The organism is Halovivax gelatinilyticus (genome assembly GCF_024300625.1).
Taxonomy (GTDB): Archaea; Halobacteriota; Halobacteria; order Halobacteriales; family Natrialbaceae; genus Halovivax; species Halovivax gelatinilyticus.
Window position 1 is genome coordinate 798,572 of sequence record NZ_CP101322.1, and the last position, 18,157, is coordinate 816,728.

Sequence of the window (18,157 nt, forward strand, 5' to 3'; positions counted from 1 at the left end):
CGTTACACCTTCGCCCAGTTTCGTTTACCGGCGCGCTCGGGGCGGCCGTCGTTCTGTTCGTTGATCATTTCACGGACGGCCGACCGGATCGCCTCGCTCCGGTTCGGAAACTCGCCCGTCTCGACCAGCTGTTCGACTTCGTCGATCTGCTGCTTCGGTATTCGCAGTGTCACACGCTCCATTGTTGTATTCCCCGTTTGGCTTCGAGTAAGACGCGGCGTCCCTGTCAGACGCGATCCGTCTTACACCCGTGAGCCGTCGAGATGGCCGCCGAGGGCCAAATCGGCTGTGTGTAAGACGACCGTCTTACGTGGCTGCTACCAACAGTCTGGTAGTATATAAAAGTATCGACAGTGTGTATTTCGGCGTCTTACGAAAGTCAGATTCGTGTGACAGACGGCGTCGCTATCCGGATTCAGAACGGAGCACCAATATCGTTTCGGTCCGGACCGGTCGGTCGGCGAGTTGGAACAGGATTCAGGACCGGTGAGAATCGAGCACGTCGGCAGCCGGCGTCCGACGGCCACACGACGGACAGAACGACCAGTCCGACCACACTTCGTCTCCGCACTCACAGAACACTCGCTGCGTGGCTTTCTCCCCGCAGTTGGGACAGTAGACGTGAGACGAGTCGACGGTCATCCCGCACTGTCCGCAGTCGCCGACGGGATTGTCAGCCGATTCCAGGTCGGCGCGCTCGGTCCGCAACTGGGACGACGGCGGTATCGTGACGCGGCGGTCTGATTCGTCGACTCGCCGTGACGGTTCGGAATCGAGTAAAATACGGACGGTGACGTCCGACGGCTCGCCGGAGCGCCGAGGTTCGAGTCGCTCGTCGAGCGCGTCGTCGATTCGATCCGCTAGCACGTCGTCGATCGACGGCTCGTCGGACTCGACACTCGACGAATCGGACGACCGACCGGCGTCCGTCGGGTGATCGAGGTACGAGCGGAGCGCTTCGCGCATGACCTCGCTCTTCGAGACGTCGAAGGTCTCGAGTTCGTCGACGAGGTCGTCATCCGCGCGAAACGTGATTTTTCCCATCGCTACGACAGCCATCCACACTCTCGTATAAATATCATTCCCCGATCCCGACGTGCGACGACGAATAACAACCCTTATTTGGGAATCGACTGCTACCTTCTACTATCCGCCCTTAGCTCAGCCTGGTAGAGCAGTCGACTGTAGATCGACTTGTCCCCCGTTCAAATCGGGGAGGGCGGACTGCGAGGCGCGAACGAAGTGAGCGCCTCGATATACCGAACGGCGAAGCCGTGAGTACTTTTGTTGCGAACGAAGTGAGCAGTCAAAAGTCCACACCGACACGGTTTGAACACGGAAGTCGCACGCCCGCGCAGCCGAGCGTGAGCGAGGTGAGCAGGAACGTCTTCCACCTGTTCAAATCGGGGAGGGCGGACTTTTGGAGATCCAACTGACGAGCGAAACGAGTACTTGGATCTCCAAAAGTCGATGCCGATCCGATTTGAACACGAGAGTCGCAGCCCCGGAACGGCCGAGCGAAGCGAGGCCGCATGCCCGGAACGTCTCCCATCTGTTCAAATCGGGGAGGGCGGACTGCGAGGCGCGAACGAAGTGAGCGCCTCGATATACCGAACGGCGAAGCCGTGAGTACTTTTGCTGCGAACGAAGTGAGCAGTCAAAAGTCCACACCGACACGGTTTGAACACGGAAGTCGCACGCCCGCGCAGCCGAGCGTGAGCGAGGTGAGCAGGAACGTCTTCCATCTGTTCAAATCGGGGGCGGACAGTATGAGTCAGACGGTCTTCCACTATCGCCGCGTCGGCCACCCGACGAAGTACACTCGTGACGTCCGATCCAGTTTCGGAAACTCCAGCCAGCTCAGTCCCGAACCGACAGCAGGTACGTTCGCATCTCCGTTCTCGATTCGAACTGGTCCGGTGGACCGCCTTCAGCCCTGTTTTCCGGCACCTGAGCGTGGGGCCCCTCGTGTAAGTGTTCGTGAAGCGAGAGGTGTATTCGGAAGTCGGCGTCGATCCGAGTCGCTGGAGGTGACCAGCGTCGTGGCTCCGTTCGGCGTCGAAGCCGGCAGAAGCGAAGAAAAGAAGGAAAACACAACCAATTTTTTGGAAATGGTGGAAACAGGAGCGTCTCGGCTAAGATCCAAAGACCCGTTCGTCTCAGCATGTCCACTGTATCGAGGGAAGCCGAATCGATCCAGGCGCAGGTAACGCGGTACCTCACCGACGCCGACCGGAACGGAGACGCCGATCGGATGGCCCAGCGAATCGCGCTGGCGCACAGTCGCGGATCGAGGGTAGTGGGATTTCGACGAGCCGGTCGAGAACTGTTCGTCTACGAAGAGCGGTCCGACGGCGCGAACAGACTCGCGATCGATGCCGTCGCTCGAGACGGTCGACTGCGTCGGACGGCGACCGTCTGGACCGGCCGCTCGCTCGAATCGTGGCTCGCGGAGAATCACCACTATCTGGAGTGGATCGCGCCGCGGTGGCGCTGAACGAACCAGTTCGCGTCGCCCGCGGTTGCCGACCGACCAGCGCTTCGAACCAGTCGGCTCGATGGGGCCGCGGTGACTGGCTTCCTACAGGCGCTCGCCCACACCGTCGACGATCTCCTCGACGTCGTACTCGTCTTCGGATTTGTCGAACAGTAGTTCGTCGTCTGCGCGGACGGTGAAGACGCCGGCGTCTCCGGTGACAAGCGAGACGGCATCGAGTTCCTGACCGAACTCTGTCAGCAACGATTCCTGGAGCGACTGGGCGCGTTCTAAGTGTCCGCACGGAACGCAGTACTGAATCTCGACTGTCGCCATATCGGGAGAGTCACGCTCGCGTACCGTAAACGTACGCTTTCCGGCATCACCGGGCGGGTGGAAGTCGCGTCCGAAGACTCACACGCCGTGGTCCGCCACCGGCGAATCCGTGCCAGCCTGTATGCATCGATTTCGCGGCCGGCGCGATCAGTTACCCGGCGACACGTCGTTGAGGGGGTGACCCTACCGGGTTCGACAGGTGGCACCTGCGACGGAGGTAGGTCCGGGGAAACAATGGACGGCGCCCGAGTGACGAACAACGAACGCGAGGTGAGTCCGATCAATCGAACGTACACGAAGACGACGTCGGCCGAGTCCGTCGAGATCCAGACACCCGCCGTCGCGCTCGACGGTGTAAGACACGTTTACGGGAGCGCGAGCGGCCGGTTCCGGTCGGGAAGCCCCGTCGTCGCGCTCGAAGACGTCTCGCTCACGATCGGGCCGGACGAGGTGGTCGGACTCACCGGTCCGAGCGGGAGCGGAAAGTCGACGATACTGCATGCGATCGCCGGCTTGCTGGTTCCCACCGACGGGCGCGTCACACTTCACGGGACCGATCTCACGAGCTGTTCCGGTCGCGAGCGCGTACGACTCCGACGACGACACGTCGGCATCGTCTTCCAGCACTTTCATCTCCTTCCGTCACTCTCCGCTCGGGCGAACGTCGCCCTGCCGCTCGTTCAGGCCGGCGTCCCGCGAGCGCAGCGCCGGACCCGCGCTTCGGCGCTGCTAGAGCGGGTCGGTCTCACCGATCGATCGTCGCACAGACCCGGCGAACTCTCCGGCGGCGAACGGCAGCGAGTCGCGATCGCGCGGTCGCTCGCGGCCGACCCGGACGTGATCGTCGCCGACGAGCCGACCGGCGAACTCGATTCCGAAACGAGCGAGACCGTCCTCGGATTGCTCACCGACGTCGCGTCGGATCGAGCCGTCGTGATCGCCTCGCACGACGCGCCCACGCTCGCGGTGGCAGACCGCATCGTCACCGTTCAAGATGGACGAATCGTCGACGGAGGGTGACTCACGCGTGTCACCGGGTCCCGACCGAACGGACGGCGACGGCGAACCGCGATCGGTCGACGTGCCGTCGGTGACCGACGGCGTTCGTCGCGCCCGCTGGAGCGGGCTCGTCCGACTGGCGCTCGCGCGATTTCGCGGGCAGCTCACCGGCGCCACCCCGGGTCGGTCGGTGGCGATCGTCCTCGCCGTCTCGCTGACAATCGCGCTGTTGCTCGTCGTGACCGGACTGGCGCTGGCGCTCGTCGACGACGGAACGGCGAGCCAGCACGACGCGACCGTCCAGATCGAGCCCGACGACGAGCGGACGTTCGCGTCGATCGACGCCGTCGAACGACCACGGCTCGCGAACGCCAGCGCTCAATCAAGTTCCATCCGGTCTGAACCAGGTGTCGAATACGCCACACCGGTGCTCTCCGAGACGGTCGCAGCGACGGGATCGCTCCCCGAGCAGACCGAGGGGACCGTCGACGTGACCGAAATCGAATACCACCGAATACTGGCCGTCGGAATCGAACCGGACGAGCGTGCGGAGACGGTGGCCGGGCTCCCGGTCGACGAACTCGCGCCGAGCGGAGATTCTGGCGGGAACGACACTGACGGCGCCACTGACGAGGGCGACAGTAGTGAACCGATGGACGGTGATCCGACCGGAATCGTACTCTCGGAGAGCGCTGCCGACCGGCTCGACGTCGCCGCCGGAGACGACGTCTACGTCTCACGCGACGGAGACCTACTCGCCCTCTCCGTGCTGGCGGTCGAACCGGGAGACGGAACGGGAGAGACGCCGGTCGCGCTCGTCCGGCTCGACGCCTTACAACTGTTCGCCGGCGCCGACGAACACGACCTGGCAGACCGGGTACTGGTGTGGGGCGACGAGGACGATGCCGTCGCCGCGTCAGAAGCGGCGTATCCGGACGCGTCGGTGCGGACGACCGGGTCGACTCACCCGCGGGCACTGTTCGGCGACGGCCTAGCGCTGGCGACGAGCCTGATCGCGCTGGTCGTCGGCGTGGTGATCTGCGGGTTGTTCGTCGCGACGACGGCTGGGATGGCCGTCGCTGAAGATCGACGCCAGATCGCGACGCTCGTGGCCGTGGGCGTTCCGGTTCGAAGCTGTTTGCTCGTCGTGACGATCGCGACGCTGGCGACGGTCCTCGTCGGGGCGCTCGTCGGACTCGCCCTCGGAACCGCCGCGATATTCGCGGCGGACGGGCTGGCCGCGATCGGACTCACCACCGAGTCATCGCTCGTCGCGTTTCACCCGCTCGTGCTCCCCTACGGGCTCGTCGTCGCCCTGTTCGCCGGTGTACTTGCGATTTCGTATCCGCTCGCGATTACCGCGCGGACCGACGTGCTCTCGGAGGTGAATCGATGAGCCGCCTGAAACCGACGCGGCTGTTCGCGGTGATCGGTCTGGCGACGGCCCAGCTTCGTCGCTCGCCGGGTCGGACGATCTTCGCCGTCCTGGCCGTCGCTCTCGCCGTCCTCTCTGTGACGCTGTTCATCAGTCTGGGCATTGGCGTCGTCGAGGTCGGCCAGGAGAGTGTCCAGGGGACCGACCGCGACGTGTGGATAAGCGCAGATCCCGTCGATTCCTCGCCCGGTGGAACGGAAAACGGAATCGTCGAGTCTCACACCGTCGCGGCCGACGTCCACCAGCACGAGGACGTTCGCCGGGCCGCACCGGTCGCGATCCACAGCACCTACGTCGGCACGAACCCGGAGGAACTCGAGTCGGTGACCACCGTCGGTCTCCCGCAGACGCACGGCGGTTTCGAGTTCGACGAGGGTGAGGGATTCGACGCCGACGAGGACGTCGTCGCCGAGTTAGCCAGCCCCGAACGCGACGTCTCGGATCCGGGGGCGCCATCGCCGACCGACGACGTCGAGCCGACCGACGTGGTCATCGACCCCGATCTGGCCTCGGCGCTCGGCGTCTCCGTCGGCGAGACGATGTACGTCGCACCGAGCCCGAACGAGGACGCCGCTCGCGCTTACACCGTGGTCGGGACGGCCGATCGGTACTCGCAGTTCGTCGGCGAGCCGACCGTGGTGATGCGATTACACGAACTCCAGTATCTGGCCGGCAGTCGAGGGGCCGATCGCGCGTCGTTCATCACCCTCGACCTCGAATCCGGCGCGGACCCTGAGGCCGTGCGCGACGACGTCGCCGCGGACTACCCCGAGTACACCGTCCAGACGGCGGACGAGCAGTTCTGGTCGATGCTCGAAGATCACGCGCTCGTCGTCGTCAGCGGCGCCGCGCTCGTGGTGCTCGCGATCGTCGGCGGGATCGTCCTCACGGCGAACCTGTTCGTTCTCGTCGCCTACCAGCAGCGCGAGCAGCTCGCGGCGCTCAGCGCGGTCGGTCTCTCCAGGCCGCTGCTCGCCGGAATCGTCGGGTTTCAGGGGCTGGTGATCGCGCTGCTCGGCGGACTCGTCGCGATCGCCGCGACGGGGCCGATCGTCCACCGGTTGAACTCCCTCGCGTACGCAGCGGTCGGCTTCGACGGCCTGTTGCAAACCCCGCTTGCCGTCTACGCCGCAGGTGCGCTCGTCGCCGTCGGCGTCGGGACGATCACCGCTCTCGTTGCCGGCTGGTCGGCCAGTCGGTACGCCAGCGTCGCCCGGATGCAGGCCTGAGTTCGCATGACGGTCTCGTTCGCCCCGACCGTCCGGTATATGCCGCGCGCGTGCGTACGCCGAGGTGATGACCGAGCTTCGATACTTACCCGACGCGGACGACGTGACGTCGTTTACCGCCCGCGTAACCGAGGCGACCGAATCGTCGATCGTCCTCGACGGGACGTACTTCTACCCCGAAGGCGGCGGTCAACCCGCCGATCGCGGGGAACTCGTCTGGGACGGGGGCCGAGCCGCCGTCACCGACGTCCGGAAGGATCACGGCGACGTCAGACACGAGATCGATTCGCTGGAGGGAACGCTTCCCGACGAAGGGGATGAAATCGACGGTCGAATCGACGCCGAGCGACGTGACCAGTTGAGACGGATGCACACCGCCCAGCACGTCGTCTCGCGGGTCGTTCTGGACGAGTACGGTGGATCGACCGCCGGAAACCAGATCCACCCGGAACGCTCGCGGATCGATTTCGAGCCGGTGAGCTTCGACGATGACGACCTAGAGTACGTCGAGACGAAGGCGAACGAGGTGATCGAACGCGACCTTCCCGTGACCAAAGCCGACCGACCCCGAGCGGACGTCGAACGGGAGGTCGACGACGGACGGTCGCTCCTCGAATTGATCCCCGATCACGTCGATCCGCTCCGCGTCGTCGCGATCGACGACTGGGACATGTGCCCCTGCGGCGGAACCCACGTCGACCGACTCGGCGACGTCGGTCCGATTCGGATCACCGACCGCACGTCGAAGGGAGCCGACATCGATCGGATCGAATTCGAGTTACGCGACGACTAATCCTGGTGGGTCAACGATGCGGCGATCGATCCGGTCGCTCACCGGTCGATCGTCACCGAGCCGTCGCCGTCGACCGACACCGCGTAGCCGGCGTAGGAAAAGGAGAGAGTGACGTCGTCGCTTCCGGCACCCTCGATCACCGAATCGAGGGCTTCCGGGTCGATCACGGCGTACAGCGGTGGCTCGAGCGATTCGGGTTCGACGCCCTCGCGCTCGGCGACCCCAGTGACGACCCGATAACTGGGGGATGAGTCAGACGAATCGAAAAATCGCGACGAGTGGGGGGAGTCCATATGCCGGACTTTAACTATGTGCGTAAAAACGTTCCGACGACTAGACCGTTGAATTCGGTGAACAGATAGCGGTGTCGGCGTACAAGGTAGGCTTGTACGGACAGGAAGCGGTCAACTACCCCACTTTTTGGGCCGACGTCTCCTCACGAGATCCGCCCGCTCGCATGGTCCGGGACACTGCATCTCGCTACTCGCGTTTGAGGACGGAACATGCCCGTGGGACTGCCCTTCTGGCCGAAACTCGGCGGAGGAAGTATCGTCGCACCGGGTCACCGTCAGACTTCAGAACCAGTTGATTATGTCCATCACGCAGTCTCCCGCTGTTCGAGCGCTTTCATGAGGACGATATGGAGAGTGTAGGCACATTTATCCGCACCCCGAAGGCGGTTTTGTATTCCGTTCAGAATTTCTACGGAGTAATCACAGCGAAGTGCGCTCCGACTACTCGCCGAAACACGCGACGAACGTGCCCGACTCACGGGGATCCGGTGGATCGGCGTTGCGGCCCTCGTCGACCGTACGACGGACCCATTGCGTCGTAATCGCGTACTTCGCGACAAATTCATCCGAGCTCCCGACTGCTTCGTCCTCATCGGACCCGAGTCCATCCGTGTACTGATACGTGAGCCGAACGACCGCCCACTCGTCGCCCGACGCGACGACGCTCGCCTCTCCCGTGAATAGGCGGAAAAAAGTGAGATCATCTCGATGTACTCGAACGTACTCGTTACGGACGTAGGCCTCCTCGAAGGCTTCGACGTACGCAACGAGTTCTTCGTCGGACGTAGTGTCCAGCAGGTCGGGGTACTCGAGCGGAGAGACGGCCTCGTCGGTTTCCGGTTCCGATGGCTTCGGGCGGGATTCTCCGTGACAGCCGACGGTCGACGGATCCCACCCGTCTTGGTCAGAACCACCGAGGGGAGATCCATCGAGACAGCCGGTAACGATCCCGACGAATGCGGTCGTCGTACTCGCGAGCAGCGTCCGTCGATTCATGAGTCTCTGATTTTTCGGTTCATGTGTTTTGGATTGATTATGTGTTCCAACCGTATCCGTTGTACGTAATGGTACCACGTAGATCGGTGACATCTTGTAGCGGTGCGTCTCTGTACCGGTAAATCATGAGGTTGGTGGTGCGATCCAGGTATTACGTCGGAAGAACCAGTTGACTATCGGAGGGGTCGAATTCCACACATAGTTGTCCTGTTCGAGTGGACCTCGGGATTATGAGGATCACGGTACCGGCACCGAAAACCATACGTCGGCGTTCGCGTCAGTACGTCTTCGCGAAGTAGGCGATCTCGTCGGCCGGTTCGTCGCAAACGCCGCAGGTGGCCCCGTCGTCGGGACGGACGATGTCGCCGGCGGAGGCGCCGCCCTGGTCGTCGACCGGTTGCATGACGATCTCGGCGGCGATCTCGTCTTTGATCACCGTCTCGCAGGCTTCGTCGCCACACCACGGCGTCTTCACGTAGCCGCCGTAGCGGCCGATCGTTCCCAGGATCTCCTCGGGCGAGTCGGCTTCGCGAACGTTCTCGTCTAAGTTCTCGGCGGCCGCGTCGTAAAGTTTCTCGAAGATTCGATCGAGGTGGGCGTCGACCGCGTCGGTGATCCCGTCGCGGTCGGCGACGGTCTGTTCGCTGTCGGGTCGGTGGACGAGCGTGACCTCCGCGTCGTCGACCTCGTTCGGACCGATCTCGAGTCGGAGCGGGACGCCGTTGAGTTCGTGTTCGTTGAACTTGAAGCCGGGATTGCGCTCGTCGCGGTCGTCGAGTTCGACCCTGAACCCGGCGTCTTCGAGTTCCTCGGCGATGGAAGACGAGTACTCGAGGACGTCGTCTTTCGTCTCGGCCTGCCAGATCGGAACGATGACGACCTGCGTTGGTGCGATCGTCGGCGGCAGGACGAGCCCCTGATCGTCGGAGTGAGTCATGATCATCGCCCCGAGCGCCCGCCACGAGAGGCCCCACGAGGTCGTGTACGCGGTCTGTTCGTTCTCGTCCGCGTCGGCGAACGTGATGTCGAACGCCTCGGCGAAGCTCTGGCCGAGGTGGTGGCTGGTCGCGCTCTGGACGGACTTGCCGTCGGGCATCAGCGCTTCGACGCAGGTGGTCGTCTCCGCGCCCGGGAACTTATCGTGATCGGGCTTCTGCCCGCGAAGGACGGGCACGGCGAGCACCTCCTCGAGCGCACGGGCGTACTGGTCGAGTCGGAGCCAGACTTCCTCCCAGGCGCCCTCGTCGGTCGCGTGGGCGGTGTGGCCTTCCTGCCAGAGGAACTCCTTCGTTCGGAAGAACGGCTTGGTCTCGGTCGCTTCCCAGCGGACGACCGAACACCACTGGTTCAACCGCATCGGGAGGTCGCGGTGGCTGCGGATCCAGTCGGCCATAAACGGCGCGATGATCGACTCGCTGGTCGGCCGAACGGCGAGTCGCTCTTCGAGTTCGGTGTGGCCGCCGTGGGTAACCCACGCCACCTCCGGATCGAACCCCTCGACGATGTCCTTCTCGCGTTCGAGAAAGCTCTCCGGGATGAACATCGGGAAGTAGGCGTTCGTGACGCCGGTCTCTTTGAACCAGCCGTCGAGTGCGTCCTGAATCGCCTCCCAGAGGGCGTACCCGCGGGGTTTCGTTACGATGAACCCGCCCATGGGGGCGTAGTCCGCCAGGTCCGCTTTCTGGACGACTTCGGCGTACCACTCGCCGGGCTTGTGAGATTTGGACTCGGTGATCCCGAGGTCCTGTGCGTCGTCGCTCATACTGAAACCGAGTGTCAGTACGGTCTTAAACGATGCGAACCCAGGGCACGGGATGAACGGTCAGGCTTGCCGCCGACCGCCGAGATCACGACCGCGTCGGAGACTGCGCGACGTCCCACTCGAGGTCGTACTCGACGAACTCCGCCTCGTCCAGGGGTTCGCCGCCCTCGAAGTAGAACTCTCCGCGAACGGTCCATCCCTCGATGACGCCCGGGAGCCAGTGGCGGTCGTCCTCCCACATCCGATCGTACGGGACGTCGTCGACGGCGAACCACTCCGGGCGGGCCTCGTCGGAGGCCGTCGGTTCGCCCTCGAATCGATCCGTCCGGAAGACCTGACACTCGATCTTCGCCTCGCCGTCGAGGTGAAACGTCAACACGCCGGCCCGTTCGAGCGACGGCGTATCGACGTCGATTCCGACCTCCTCGCGAACCTCGCGGATCACGCACTCGCGGTGGGTCTCGCCGTCCTCGCGTTTGCCGCCGGGGCCGTTGTACCAGCCGGCGCCCAGTCCGCGGCGCTTTTCGATCAACAGCACCTCGTCAGCGCGAACGACGAAACAGAGCGTCCCCTCGATCATCGTCCGTCGTTCACAGCGCGCGGGGAAAAATGACCTGGAATCCGGACACCGATCCGTCGAGTCCGTGACCAGCGTGTGAATTCCGCTCGCGAGGGAATCGTCGACCTGGCTGGAACGGTCGATCTCGCCGCTGCGGAAATTCTTTTAGGTTCCCGTGCGGAGACGTACCCATGGAAGACATTTTCGTCGCCCGGTTCATGTCGACTGACGTCTACACCGTCTCACCGGAGACGCTCGTCGAAGACGCCGCGGGAGCGATGCTCGAGCGATCGATCGGATCCGTCGTCGTGGTCGACGACTCGAACGACCTCCGCGGGATCCTCACCTCGACCGACTTCGTCCAGATCGTCGCCGAGTGCAAGCCGAAAGATCAGACTCCCGTCTCGGCGTACATGACCGAAGACGTCACCACGGCGACGGCACAGGACACCGTCCACGATATCGCCGCCCTCCTCACCGAGAACGGCTTCCACCACGTCCCCATCGTGGACGAGACCGAAGGCGTCATCGGCATGGTCTCGACGAGTGATCTGGCGGCGTACCTCACCGAGTACGAGCAACCGACTGCGGTCTAATTCCGCCGTCGTCGATCCGACTTCTCGACCGAAGCCCACCGTCCAGCGAGTGAACGCTCGCGAGTTACGCACCATCGGTCCGTGCGTGCGAAGGCGGTTCGACCGGAATCGTTGCCGCGGAGACGACGTCGTACGAACCGCGACACGCCCTCGCGACGGTTTCACCGTCTAAAACGAGCGGATACTGGGTCCCATCGAACCCCACCAGGACGCTCACGTAGGGGTGGCCGACCGACTCGTCGGCCGGCCACAGATACCGAACGTCGGCGTGCGGGTCACGGAAGCGAATCGCTTCCCCCGATTCGAGCCGCGGCGGGGCGTCCGATACCGCTTCGCCCGCGGCGCGTCCTCGCGATCCGAGCGACTCCGGTTCGACCGTCATCACTACGGACGAGGGAGGACCGGACGATAATCCTCACTCACCGGTTTCCGATTTTCCGATAGTGACCCACCGATCCTACATTCGGCTCCGTGGCCACGCTACCGACCGGTTTGTACCCATCCGAACGCCGACCGAAACGGTGGAAACTCGCCACCGTCGTATCGGATCGCGTCCCAGCCCACGTTCCGGGCGCCATCGACGTCCGCGTCGGCGTCTCCGATCATGCCGTATCGGTCCGCACCGAGTTCGGCCTCGACGGCACGGAAAGGTCGCGGGTCGGGTTTGTGCGCCCCGGCCTCGTAGGACGTGATGACCGCATCGAACGGATCGAGTAACTCGTGTGCCCGCAGCTTCTCGCGTTGCCACGCCCCGACGCCGTTCGTACAGACGGCCAGCAAGTTGTCACAAGCGAGCGATTCGATGATCGAGCGTGCCGAGGGTGCCGGTTCGAACGCCTCGATTTCGGCTTCGAGCAAGGCGCGTGCGAACGCATCCGGTTCGGGGCCATCGTCGATACGACCGACGGCCCGCCGGACGGGCGCTCGCTCGAGCGCGTCGAACGCCTCGAAAAACGCCGATTCGTACGCATCTAGCCACTCGTCTCGGACGGTCCCCGCCGTCTCGACGAACGCGTCGGCGACGATGTCGCGATAGGGGCCTGACGGCGCGAGAAGCGTTCCGTCGAGATCGAACACGATAGCGTTCACACTCGTTCAGTCTCGACGGACCATCGTAAAGTCCGGCGAAACGAGACGGTCGGCAGGGCGGAAATCGGGTACGCTCAATCGTCGGTCCGGATATCCGATCCGGGAACCTCGAGTTCGGTCGGATCGAACTGCCGGCCGCGAAACGGCAGCCGCGACTGGAGCCAGACGACGGGGGCGCGGTCGTTCAGCCGTTCGGCGGTGAACGGAACGAGGACGACCCCGGCGGTGACGACCGCGTACCCGAGGGCGACGGTCACCATATTGTACCCCACCGCCGCCCCGAATCCGACGACGTACTCGACCGCGCGGATGACGAACAGGGCGGGCAGCGTCAGGACGCCGAGCGCGAGAATTGCGGCGCCGGTCGGTCGGGCGTCTTGGTCCCTGACCGCGTACCAGGTTACCCCGGCACCCAGCGACGAGCCCGCCACGAGGATGCTGTGTTCGCGGGCGCCGAGGACGAGCCCGAGCAATCCGAGTCCGAACGCGGCGGCGAACGCCCGTTCGGGTGAGACGTGTGGATAGCCCCGGAACGCGACGAGGACGAACGCAACGCCGATGGTGGCGCCCACGATGACGTCGCCGAGGTAGTGGACGCCGACGACGACGCGCGAGAGCATGACCGTCCCGACGAGTCCGGCGGCGACGAGCGCACGCTGCCATCGTTCGCCTACCGAAAGCGTGAGTACGAGCATCGTGAAGATGGCCGCAGACCCGAGTGCGTGGGCGGACGGAAAACTGAACCCGCCGTAGGCCTCCGGGGCGAACGCGAGCACGTTCGGATCCGGTCGTTCGCGACCGATGACGCCCTTCAACATCGTCGAAAGACCGAGCGCGCCCAGCCCGACGGCGAGGACGAAAATTCTCGTTCGTCGGCGCTCGGCACTAAACCAGTACATGACGACGGCGATCGCGGCGACCGTCGCTCCGTCGCCCAGATGCGTCGATCGTTCGATGAGCGGAACCAGGACGGTCGGAATCGCCTCCCGAATCGCCTCGTTCGTCGACTCGTCGAAGAGGACGTCGTATGCCATGACAGTTTGTGTCATGAATGTGCAGGTAGACCAGTAAAAAGTCAGTGGTGAACCCGCTGGGTCGGTCACGGACGAGACGGAAACGGGCATCAATCCGGCAACTGCGCCATACAAACGGGTGTTATCTCGCTCTTTCTGGTAAATCGAAGACGGTACGACACAACCATAATTAATCCGAAATGTTTACGGTGCACTCGGCATACTCTACAGACAATCCCCCTGCGAACCACCCCCATGAGAGTTACGGACCCCACCGACATCGAGCGGTTGAATCAGGCGGCGACACACTTCTACACGGCCAGTTCGACGCAGGCGTGTTACGACGAAGTGATAGACGCGGCCGTCGAAATACTCGGCCACGAGTGGTCCGTGCTGGCATCACCGGTCGGCGACGGCGAACGATTCGAGATCAAGGCGGTCTCAGCGGAGGCTCCGTTAGATCGCGGTGACCGACCGTTCACGATCCACGACGGCGTCGCTGGGCGGGCCTTTCGCCAGAATGAATCGTCGACGGTCGACGACGTCAGAGAGTCCGAACACGGGAAGCCAGTGACGCCGGACTTGCGATCCGGACTGACAGTTCCGGTCGGCGACTGGGGCGTGTTCCAGGCCGTCGACACCACCATCGGTGCCTACGACGAAACGCACGTTCGGCTGGCAGAACTGTTGATGACGCACGCGGCGACCGCGATCGAACGCCTCGAAACCGAAGCCGCGCTCAGAACGCAGAAAGCCGAACTCGAACGCCAGAACGAGCGCCTCGACAACGTCACCAGCATGATCTCACACGATCTCCGCTCTCCGCTCAACGTCGCGCAGGGTCACCTCGAACTCGCGAGGGCCGAAGCCGACTCCCCACACCTCGCAGACGTCGCCGCCGCACACGAGCGGATGGACGACCTGATCGAAGAATTTCTCGCCTGGGCTCGCGGCGGACAGCTCATCACCGACCGAACGACCGTCTCGCTCCCCGAAGTGGCCCGTGCCGCCGCGGAGTCGCTCTCGGTCGGTCAGTGTCTCGTCGTCGATACCGAAACGCGGATCGAAGCCGATCCGGACCGACTCAGACAGCTCTGTACCAACGTGATCAGAAACAGCGTCGAGCACAACGGCGGCCGGGTCCACGTCGGCGACCGAAAAACGGCGACACCGTCTGGGGCCGACGGTGGTCCGTTCCCGGAGGGCGCACCCGTCACGGTGACCCTCGGCGATCACCCTGACGGGTTCGTTATCACCGACGACGGATCCGGCATTCCGCCGACGGAACGCGAGTCAGTCTTCGAGCCGGGCTACACGACCAGCGACTCCGGAACCGGCTTCGGACTCGCGATCGTCGGGGCGATCGTCGACGCACACGGCTGGGAGGTCTCGCTGGGCGAGAGCGACGACGGTGGCGTCCGCTTCGAGATCACCGGCGTCGAACGTATCGAGTGAGTCGTCTACACGAATCGAGAACGCGACTCGAAGGTATCGAGCCGCGAGGACTACGCTAGCACACGAAATCGTTGTGAAGGTCAGTGGAGGGTGCTGACGATACTCCACGACCTCACAGATCGATCGACGAACCGACGGACCATATTTCTTTTGGAAATGGTTTTACGATATTTCCAACTAGTTCGATGAGTACCGCACGTGACGGCGAAATCTCGCCCCACATCCGAGAGGCGAAGAAATCGATCAACGCTGGACAAGCAGTGATCGACCGCCTCAGGCCGGCCCACTACGCTCGGTTGATCCGACTCACTCGACACCATCAACCGACTACGAAGGGGAATACGGTATTGGTTTCTCACTCCCGAAATCGTCCGTTCGTTACGGTTGCTTCGATGTACAGAACGTAGCGACAGCCGTTGACTGACGACTACCGGAACACTTCGAAACGACGAGGATACGGGATGGACTCGCTGGGATTTGAACCCGGAGGTAGACGGTCGCTCGCTTCGCTCGCGCTTCGACTTCCAGGGCTTCAAATCCCAGCTTCGACGAGGATCCGCGCGGCTCACGAATGAGTGAGCCGCGCACGAATAATGGACTCGCTGGGATTTGAACCCAGGGCCTCTTCCTTGCGAAGGAAGCGATCTACCACTGATCTACGAGCCCGCGACCGATTCTAGCGTAGATTGCTATTTGAGCGTTGTGTTTTACGGCCCATATCACACGCGCAACACGCGGAACCACCCGGCGACGAGCCCGAACAGCAGTCCCGTAAAGTGAGCGACGAGAGCGACCCCGGGTGCGCCGGTCGCGACCGTCACGAATCCGGCGACGATCACGAAGACGATCGCCGTCACCCAGCGGGGAACGCTGACGACGCCGCCGAGGCTCGTAGAGAGCCGGTTCGCGGCGAGCAAGTAGCCGAGCAGCGCGAATACCGCCCCGCTAGCTCCCAAGACGCCCGCCGTCGGGGTCGCCGGAACCAGCGGCGCAGACGCCAGCGCACCGGTGACGACGATCTGTGAGACGCCAGCGACGGCTCCCGTCGCGAGGAAAAAGGCGTGAAACTTCGCGCGCGAGGTGGCTCGTGCAACCGGCCAGCCGAACAGGACGAAAGCGACGCTATTCGAAACGAGATGTGAGAGATTCGCGTGCGCGTAGACGCTCGTCACGGCCGTCCAGGGACTCGACTCGATCGGCGGCTGTAAGACGAACAGCCCGGCCAGGACGGCCAGGTTGAACAGAGCCGCGAGGTACTGAAGGACGAATACGATCGCGAATATGGCGAGGATCTCGACGATCGGACTGCCGTCACGAGCCATGATCGGTACTAGGCGGTGACGTACTAAAAGGCACCACACCCACCGATACACCCGGGAAACTCGACGTGAGCAACCGCAGGTTCCGAGGTCAGTCCTCGAGGACGATCTCGATCGAGACGTCGTTCGGCACCTGAATGCGCATGAGCTGACGGAGCGCGCGTTCGTCGGCGTCGAGATCGATCAGGCGCTTGTGGACGCGCATCTCCCAGTGCTCCCACGTCGCCGTCCCCTCGCCGTCGGGGGACTTGCGGGTCGGCACCTCGAGCGTCTTCGTCGGGAGCGGAATCGGTCCGCTCAGGTTGACGCCCGTGTTGTTCGCGATCTCGCGGACGTCGTCGCAGATATCGTCTAAGTCCTGCGGACTCGTTCCGGCGAGACGGACACGTGCTTGTTGCATTTATTTCTCGTCGACGCTCATGACCTTACCCGCCGCGACGGTCTGGCCCATGTCGCGGATGGCGAAGCTCCCGAGTTCTGGGATTTCGCTGGCGGGCTCGATGCTGAGCGGTTTCTGGGGTCGGATGGTGACGACTGCGGAGTCTCCGGACTGGATGAAGTCCGGGTTCTCCTCTGCGACCTCGCCACTCGAGGCGTCCATCTTCTTGTCGATGGATTCGATCGTACACGCGACCTGTGCCGTGTGGGCGTGGAAGACCGGCGTGTATCCCGCGGTGATGACCGACGGGTGCTGCATGACGACGATCTGTGCCTGGAACGTTTCGGCGACCGTCGGCGGGTCGTCGGCCGGGCCACAGATGTCGCCGCGGCGGATGTCGTCCTTGCCGATGCCGCGGACGTTGAATCCGACGTTGTCACCGGGTTCGGCCTTCGGAACTTCCTCGTGGTGCATCTCGATCGTCTTCACTTCGCCGCCGACGTCGCTGGGCTGGAAGGAGACGTTGTCGCCGATGTTCATGACACCGGTCTCGATTCGTCCGACCGGGACGGTCCCGATACCGGAGATGGTGTAGACGTCCTGGATCGGCAGGCGAAGCGGCGCGTCGGTCGGTGGCTCGGCTTCCGGCAGGTCGTTGAGCGTCTCGAGCAGGGTACGGCCGTCGTACCACGGCGTGTTGTCCGAGGATTCGGCGATGTTGTCGCCCTCGAACGCCGAGATCGGCAGGAACGAGTCGTCGTCTACCTGGAAGTTGACCTGCTTGAGAAGCGTGTTGACTTCGCCGACGACCTCGTCGTACGTGTCTTCGGCGTAGTCGACGACGTCCATCTTGTTGACGGCGATGATGAGCTTCTCGATACCGAGGGTGCGCGACAGGAAGACGTGCTCCTGGGTCTGGGGCGCGACACCGTCGTCGGCGGCGACGACGAGAACCGCGTGGTCCGCCTGGGACGCGCCGGTGATCATGTTCTTTACGAAGTCGCGGTGACCAGGGGTGTCGACGATGGTGAAGTTGTACTTGTCCGTGTCGAACTCCTGGTGGGCGATGTCGATGGTGACCCCACGTTCGCGCTCCTCGGCGAGGTTGTCCATGACGTAGGCGAACTCGAATCCGCCCTTGCCCTTCTCTTCGGCTTCTTCGCGGTGCTGTTCGATAACGTGCTCGGGAACGCTCCCTGTCTCGTAGAGGAGCCGCCCGACCAGCGTACTTTTTCCGTGGTCAACGTGGCCGATGATGGCCAGGTTCTGGTGCGGTTTGTCGCTCATTGTTATAGCTCACGCGCAAAGGCGCTTATACCGGGGATGTTGGCCGGAGCCGGTTAAAACCATTTCGAAAGCCGGATCAGACAACCTCGACGCCGTCTTGCGGATTGTGTTTGACTCACACACGCACCGTGTGCCAATCGA

20 protein-coding genes and 2 tRNA genes are annotated in these 18,157 nt (G+C 63.5%); 8 read left to right on the top strand and 14 right to left on the bottom strand.

Going from position 1 to position 18,157, the window contains the following annotated elements; genetic code table 11:
- Window positions 1-2 precede the first annotated feature (2 nt).
- Entirely contained in the window at window positions 3-182 is a 180-nt protein-coding gene (locus tag NKH31_RS03875; protein WP_254863828.1) for a ribbon-helix-helix domain-containing protein, read from the bottom strand.
- A gap of 295 nt (window positions 183-477) precedes the next feature.
- Complete coding sequence (locus NKH31_RS03880; protein ID WP_254863829.1) at window positions 478-1,044, bottom strand: double zinc ribbon domain-containing protein; 567 nt, start codon at window positions 1,042-1,044, stop codon at window positions 478-480.
- 106 nt (window positions 1,045-1,150) lie between these two features.
- Here NKH31_RS03880 and NKH31_RS03885 point away from each other — a divergent pair.
- Both NKH31_RS03885 and NKH31_RS03890 read left to right on the top strand, forming a co-directional pair.
- A tRNA-Tyr gene (locus tag NKH31_RS03885) sits at window positions 1,151-1,224 on the top strand.
- 940 nt (window positions 1,225-2,164) lie between these two features.
- Window positions 2,165-2,497, top strand: a complete 333-nt coding sequence (locus tag NKH31_RS03890) for a hypothetical protein (protein WP_254863830.1) — start codon at window positions 2,165-2,167, stop codon at window positions 2,495-2,497.
- Window positions 2,498-2,581: 84 nt separating this feature from the next.
- Here the strand turns inward: NKH31_RS03890 and NKH31_RS03895 are convergent, their stop codons facing one another.
- On the bottom strand, window positions 2,582-2,812 hold the full coding sequence (locus tag NKH31_RS03895; RefSeq protein ID WP_254863831.1) for a SelT/SelW/SelH family protein: 231 nt from the start codon (window positions 2,810-2,812) through the stop codon (window positions 2,582-2,584).
- Between the two features lie 234 nt (window positions 2,813-3,046).
- Between NKH31_RS03895 and NKH31_RS03900 the strand changes: the two genes are divergently transcribed.
- The 4 genes from NKH31_RS03900 (at window position 3,047) to NKH31_RS03915 (ending at window position 7,268) form a co-directional block, all read left to right on the top strand.
- Window positions 3,047-3,832, top strand: coding sequence for an ABC transporter ATP-binding protein (locus NKH31_RS03900; protein ID WP_254863832.1), 786 nt, complete (start codon window positions 3,047-3,049; stop codon window positions 3,830-3,832).
- Window positions 3,833-3,839: 7 nt separating this feature from the next.
- Window positions 3,840-5,207: an ABC transporter permease gene (locus NKH31_RS03905; RefSeq protein ID WP_254863833.1), complete on the top strand. Its 1,368-nt coding sequence runs from the start codon at window positions 3,840-3,842 to the stop codon at window positions 5,205-5,207.
- On the top strand, window positions 5,204-6,475 hold the full coding sequence (locus tag NKH31_RS03910) for an ABC transporter permease (RefSeq protein WP_254863834.1): 1,272 nt from the start codon (window positions 5,204-5,206) through the stop codon (window positions 6,473-6,475). The genes NKH31_RS03905 and NKH31_RS03910 overlap by 4 nt, the downstream gene beginning before the upstream one ends.
- Before the next feature lie 67 nt (window positions 6,476-6,542).
- The gene (locus tag NKH31_RS03915; RefSeq protein ID WP_254863835.1) at window positions 6,543-7,268 is read left to right on the top strand and encodes an alanyl-tRNA editing protein; all 726 of its coding nucleotides are present in this window, start codon (window positions 6,543-6,545) and stop codon (window positions 7,266-7,268) included.
- A 38-nt stretch (window positions 7,269-7,306) separates the two neighbouring features.
- Here the strand turns inward: NKH31_RS03915 and NKH31_RS03920 are convergent, their stop codons facing one another.
- The 4 genes from NKH31_RS03920 to NKH31_RS03935 all read right to left on the bottom strand — a co-directional run bounded on the left by NKH31_RS03920 (window position 7,307) and on the right by NKH31_RS03935 (window position 10,899).
- A complete protein-coding gene (locus NKH31_RS03920) occupies window positions 7,307-7,561 on the bottom strand; it encodes a HalOD1 output domain-containing protein (protein WP_254863836.1) in 255 nt (84 codons plus the stop codon).
- A 441-nt stretch (window positions 7,562-8,002) separates the two neighbouring features.
- A complete protein-coding gene (locus NKH31_RS03925) occupies window positions 8,003-8,557 on the bottom strand; it encodes a hypothetical protein (RefSeq protein WP_254863837.1) in 555 nt (184 codons plus the stop codon).
- Between the two features lie 277 nt (window positions 8,558-8,834).
- Complete coding sequence (gene proS, locus NKH31_RS03930) at window positions 8,835-10,319, bottom strand: proline--tRNA ligase (protein ID WP_254863838.1); 1,485 nt, start codon at window positions 10,317-10,319, stop codon at window positions 8,835-8,837.
- Between the two features lie 85 nt (window positions 10,320-10,404).
- Window positions 10,405-10,899: an 8-oxo-dGTP diphosphatase gene (locus NKH31_RS03935; protein WP_254863839.1), complete on the bottom strand. Its 495-nt coding sequence runs from the start codon at window positions 10,897-10,899 to the stop codon at window positions 10,405-10,407.
- A gap of 170 nt (window positions 10,900-11,069) precedes the next feature.
- On the opposite strand from NKH31_RS03935, the gene NKH31_RS03940 reads away from it, so the two are divergent.
- Window positions 11,070-11,474 carry a CBS domain-containing protein gene (locus tag NKH31_RS03940; protein ID WP_254863840.1) on the top strand — a complete coding sequence of 135 codons (405 nt, stop codon included), beginning with the start codon at window positions 11,070-11,072 and terminating at the stop codon, window positions 11,472-11,474.
- 64 nt (window positions 11,475-11,538) lie between these two features.
- Here NKH31_RS03940 and NKH31_RS03945 read toward each other — a convergent pair whose 3' ends face one another.
- The 3 genes from NKH31_RS03945 to NKH31_RS03955 form a co-directional block, all read right to left on the bottom strand.
- The gene (locus NKH31_RS03945; protein ID WP_254863841.1) at window positions 11,539-11,856 is read right to left on the bottom strand and encodes a PLP-dependent aminotransferase family protein; all 318 of its coding nucleotides are present in this window, start codon (window positions 11,854-11,856) and stop codon (window positions 11,539-11,541) included.
- Window positions 11,857-11,954: 98 nt separating this feature from the next.
- Window positions 11,955-12,563: an HAD family hydrolase gene (locus NKH31_RS03950; RefSeq protein WP_254863842.1), complete on the bottom strand. Its 609-nt coding sequence runs from the start codon at window positions 12,561-12,563 to the stop codon at window positions 11,955-11,957.
- A 74-nt stretch (window positions 12,564-12,637) separates the two neighbouring features.
- Window positions 12,638-13,612 (bottom strand): phosphatase PAP2 family protein, encoded by a 975-nt coding sequence (locus NKH31_RS03955; RefSeq protein WP_254863843.1) that lies wholly within the window; start codon window positions 13,610-13,612, stop codon window positions 12,638-12,640.
- Window positions 13,613-13,831: 219 nt separating this feature from the next.
- Here NKH31_RS03955 and NKH31_RS03960 point away from each other — a divergent pair, with 219 nt between their 5' ends.
- Window positions 13,832-15,031: a sensor histidine kinase gene (locus NKH31_RS03960; RefSeq protein WP_254863844.1), complete on the top strand. Its 1,200-nt coding sequence runs from the start codon at window positions 13,832-13,834 to the stop codon at window positions 15,029-15,031.
- A gap of 594 nt (window positions 15,032-15,625) precedes the next feature.
- On the opposite strand, the gene NKH31_RS03965 is transcribed toward NKH31_RS03960, so the two are convergent.
- The 4 genes from NKH31_RS03965 to tuf all read right to left on the bottom strand — a co-directional run bounded on the left by NKH31_RS03965 (window position 15,626) and on the right by tuf (window position 18,016).
- Window positions 15,626-15,697, bottom strand: a tRNA-Ala gene (locus tag NKH31_RS03965).
- Window positions 15,698-15,750: 53 nt separating this feature from the next.
- Window positions 15,751-16,353, bottom strand: a complete 603-nt coding sequence (locus NKH31_RS03970; protein ID WP_254863845.1) for a rhomboid family intramembrane serine protease — start codon at window positions 16,351-16,353, stop codon at window positions 15,751-15,753.
- An 88-nt stretch (window positions 16,354-16,441) separates the two neighbouring features.
- A complete protein-coding gene (gene rpsJ / locus NKH31_RS03975; RefSeq protein WP_254863846.1) occupies window positions 16,442-16,750 on the bottom strand; it encodes a 30S ribosomal protein S10 in 309 nt (102 codons plus the stop codon).
- Window positions 16,751-18,016 carry a translation elongation factor EF-1 subunit alpha gene (gene tuf / locus NKH31_RS03980; protein WP_254863847.1) on the bottom strand — a complete coding sequence of 422 codons (1,266 nt, stop codon included), beginning with the start codon at window positions 18,014-18,016 and terminating at the stop codon, window positions 16,751-16,753.
- Window positions 18,017-18,157: the final 141 nt, after the last annotated feature.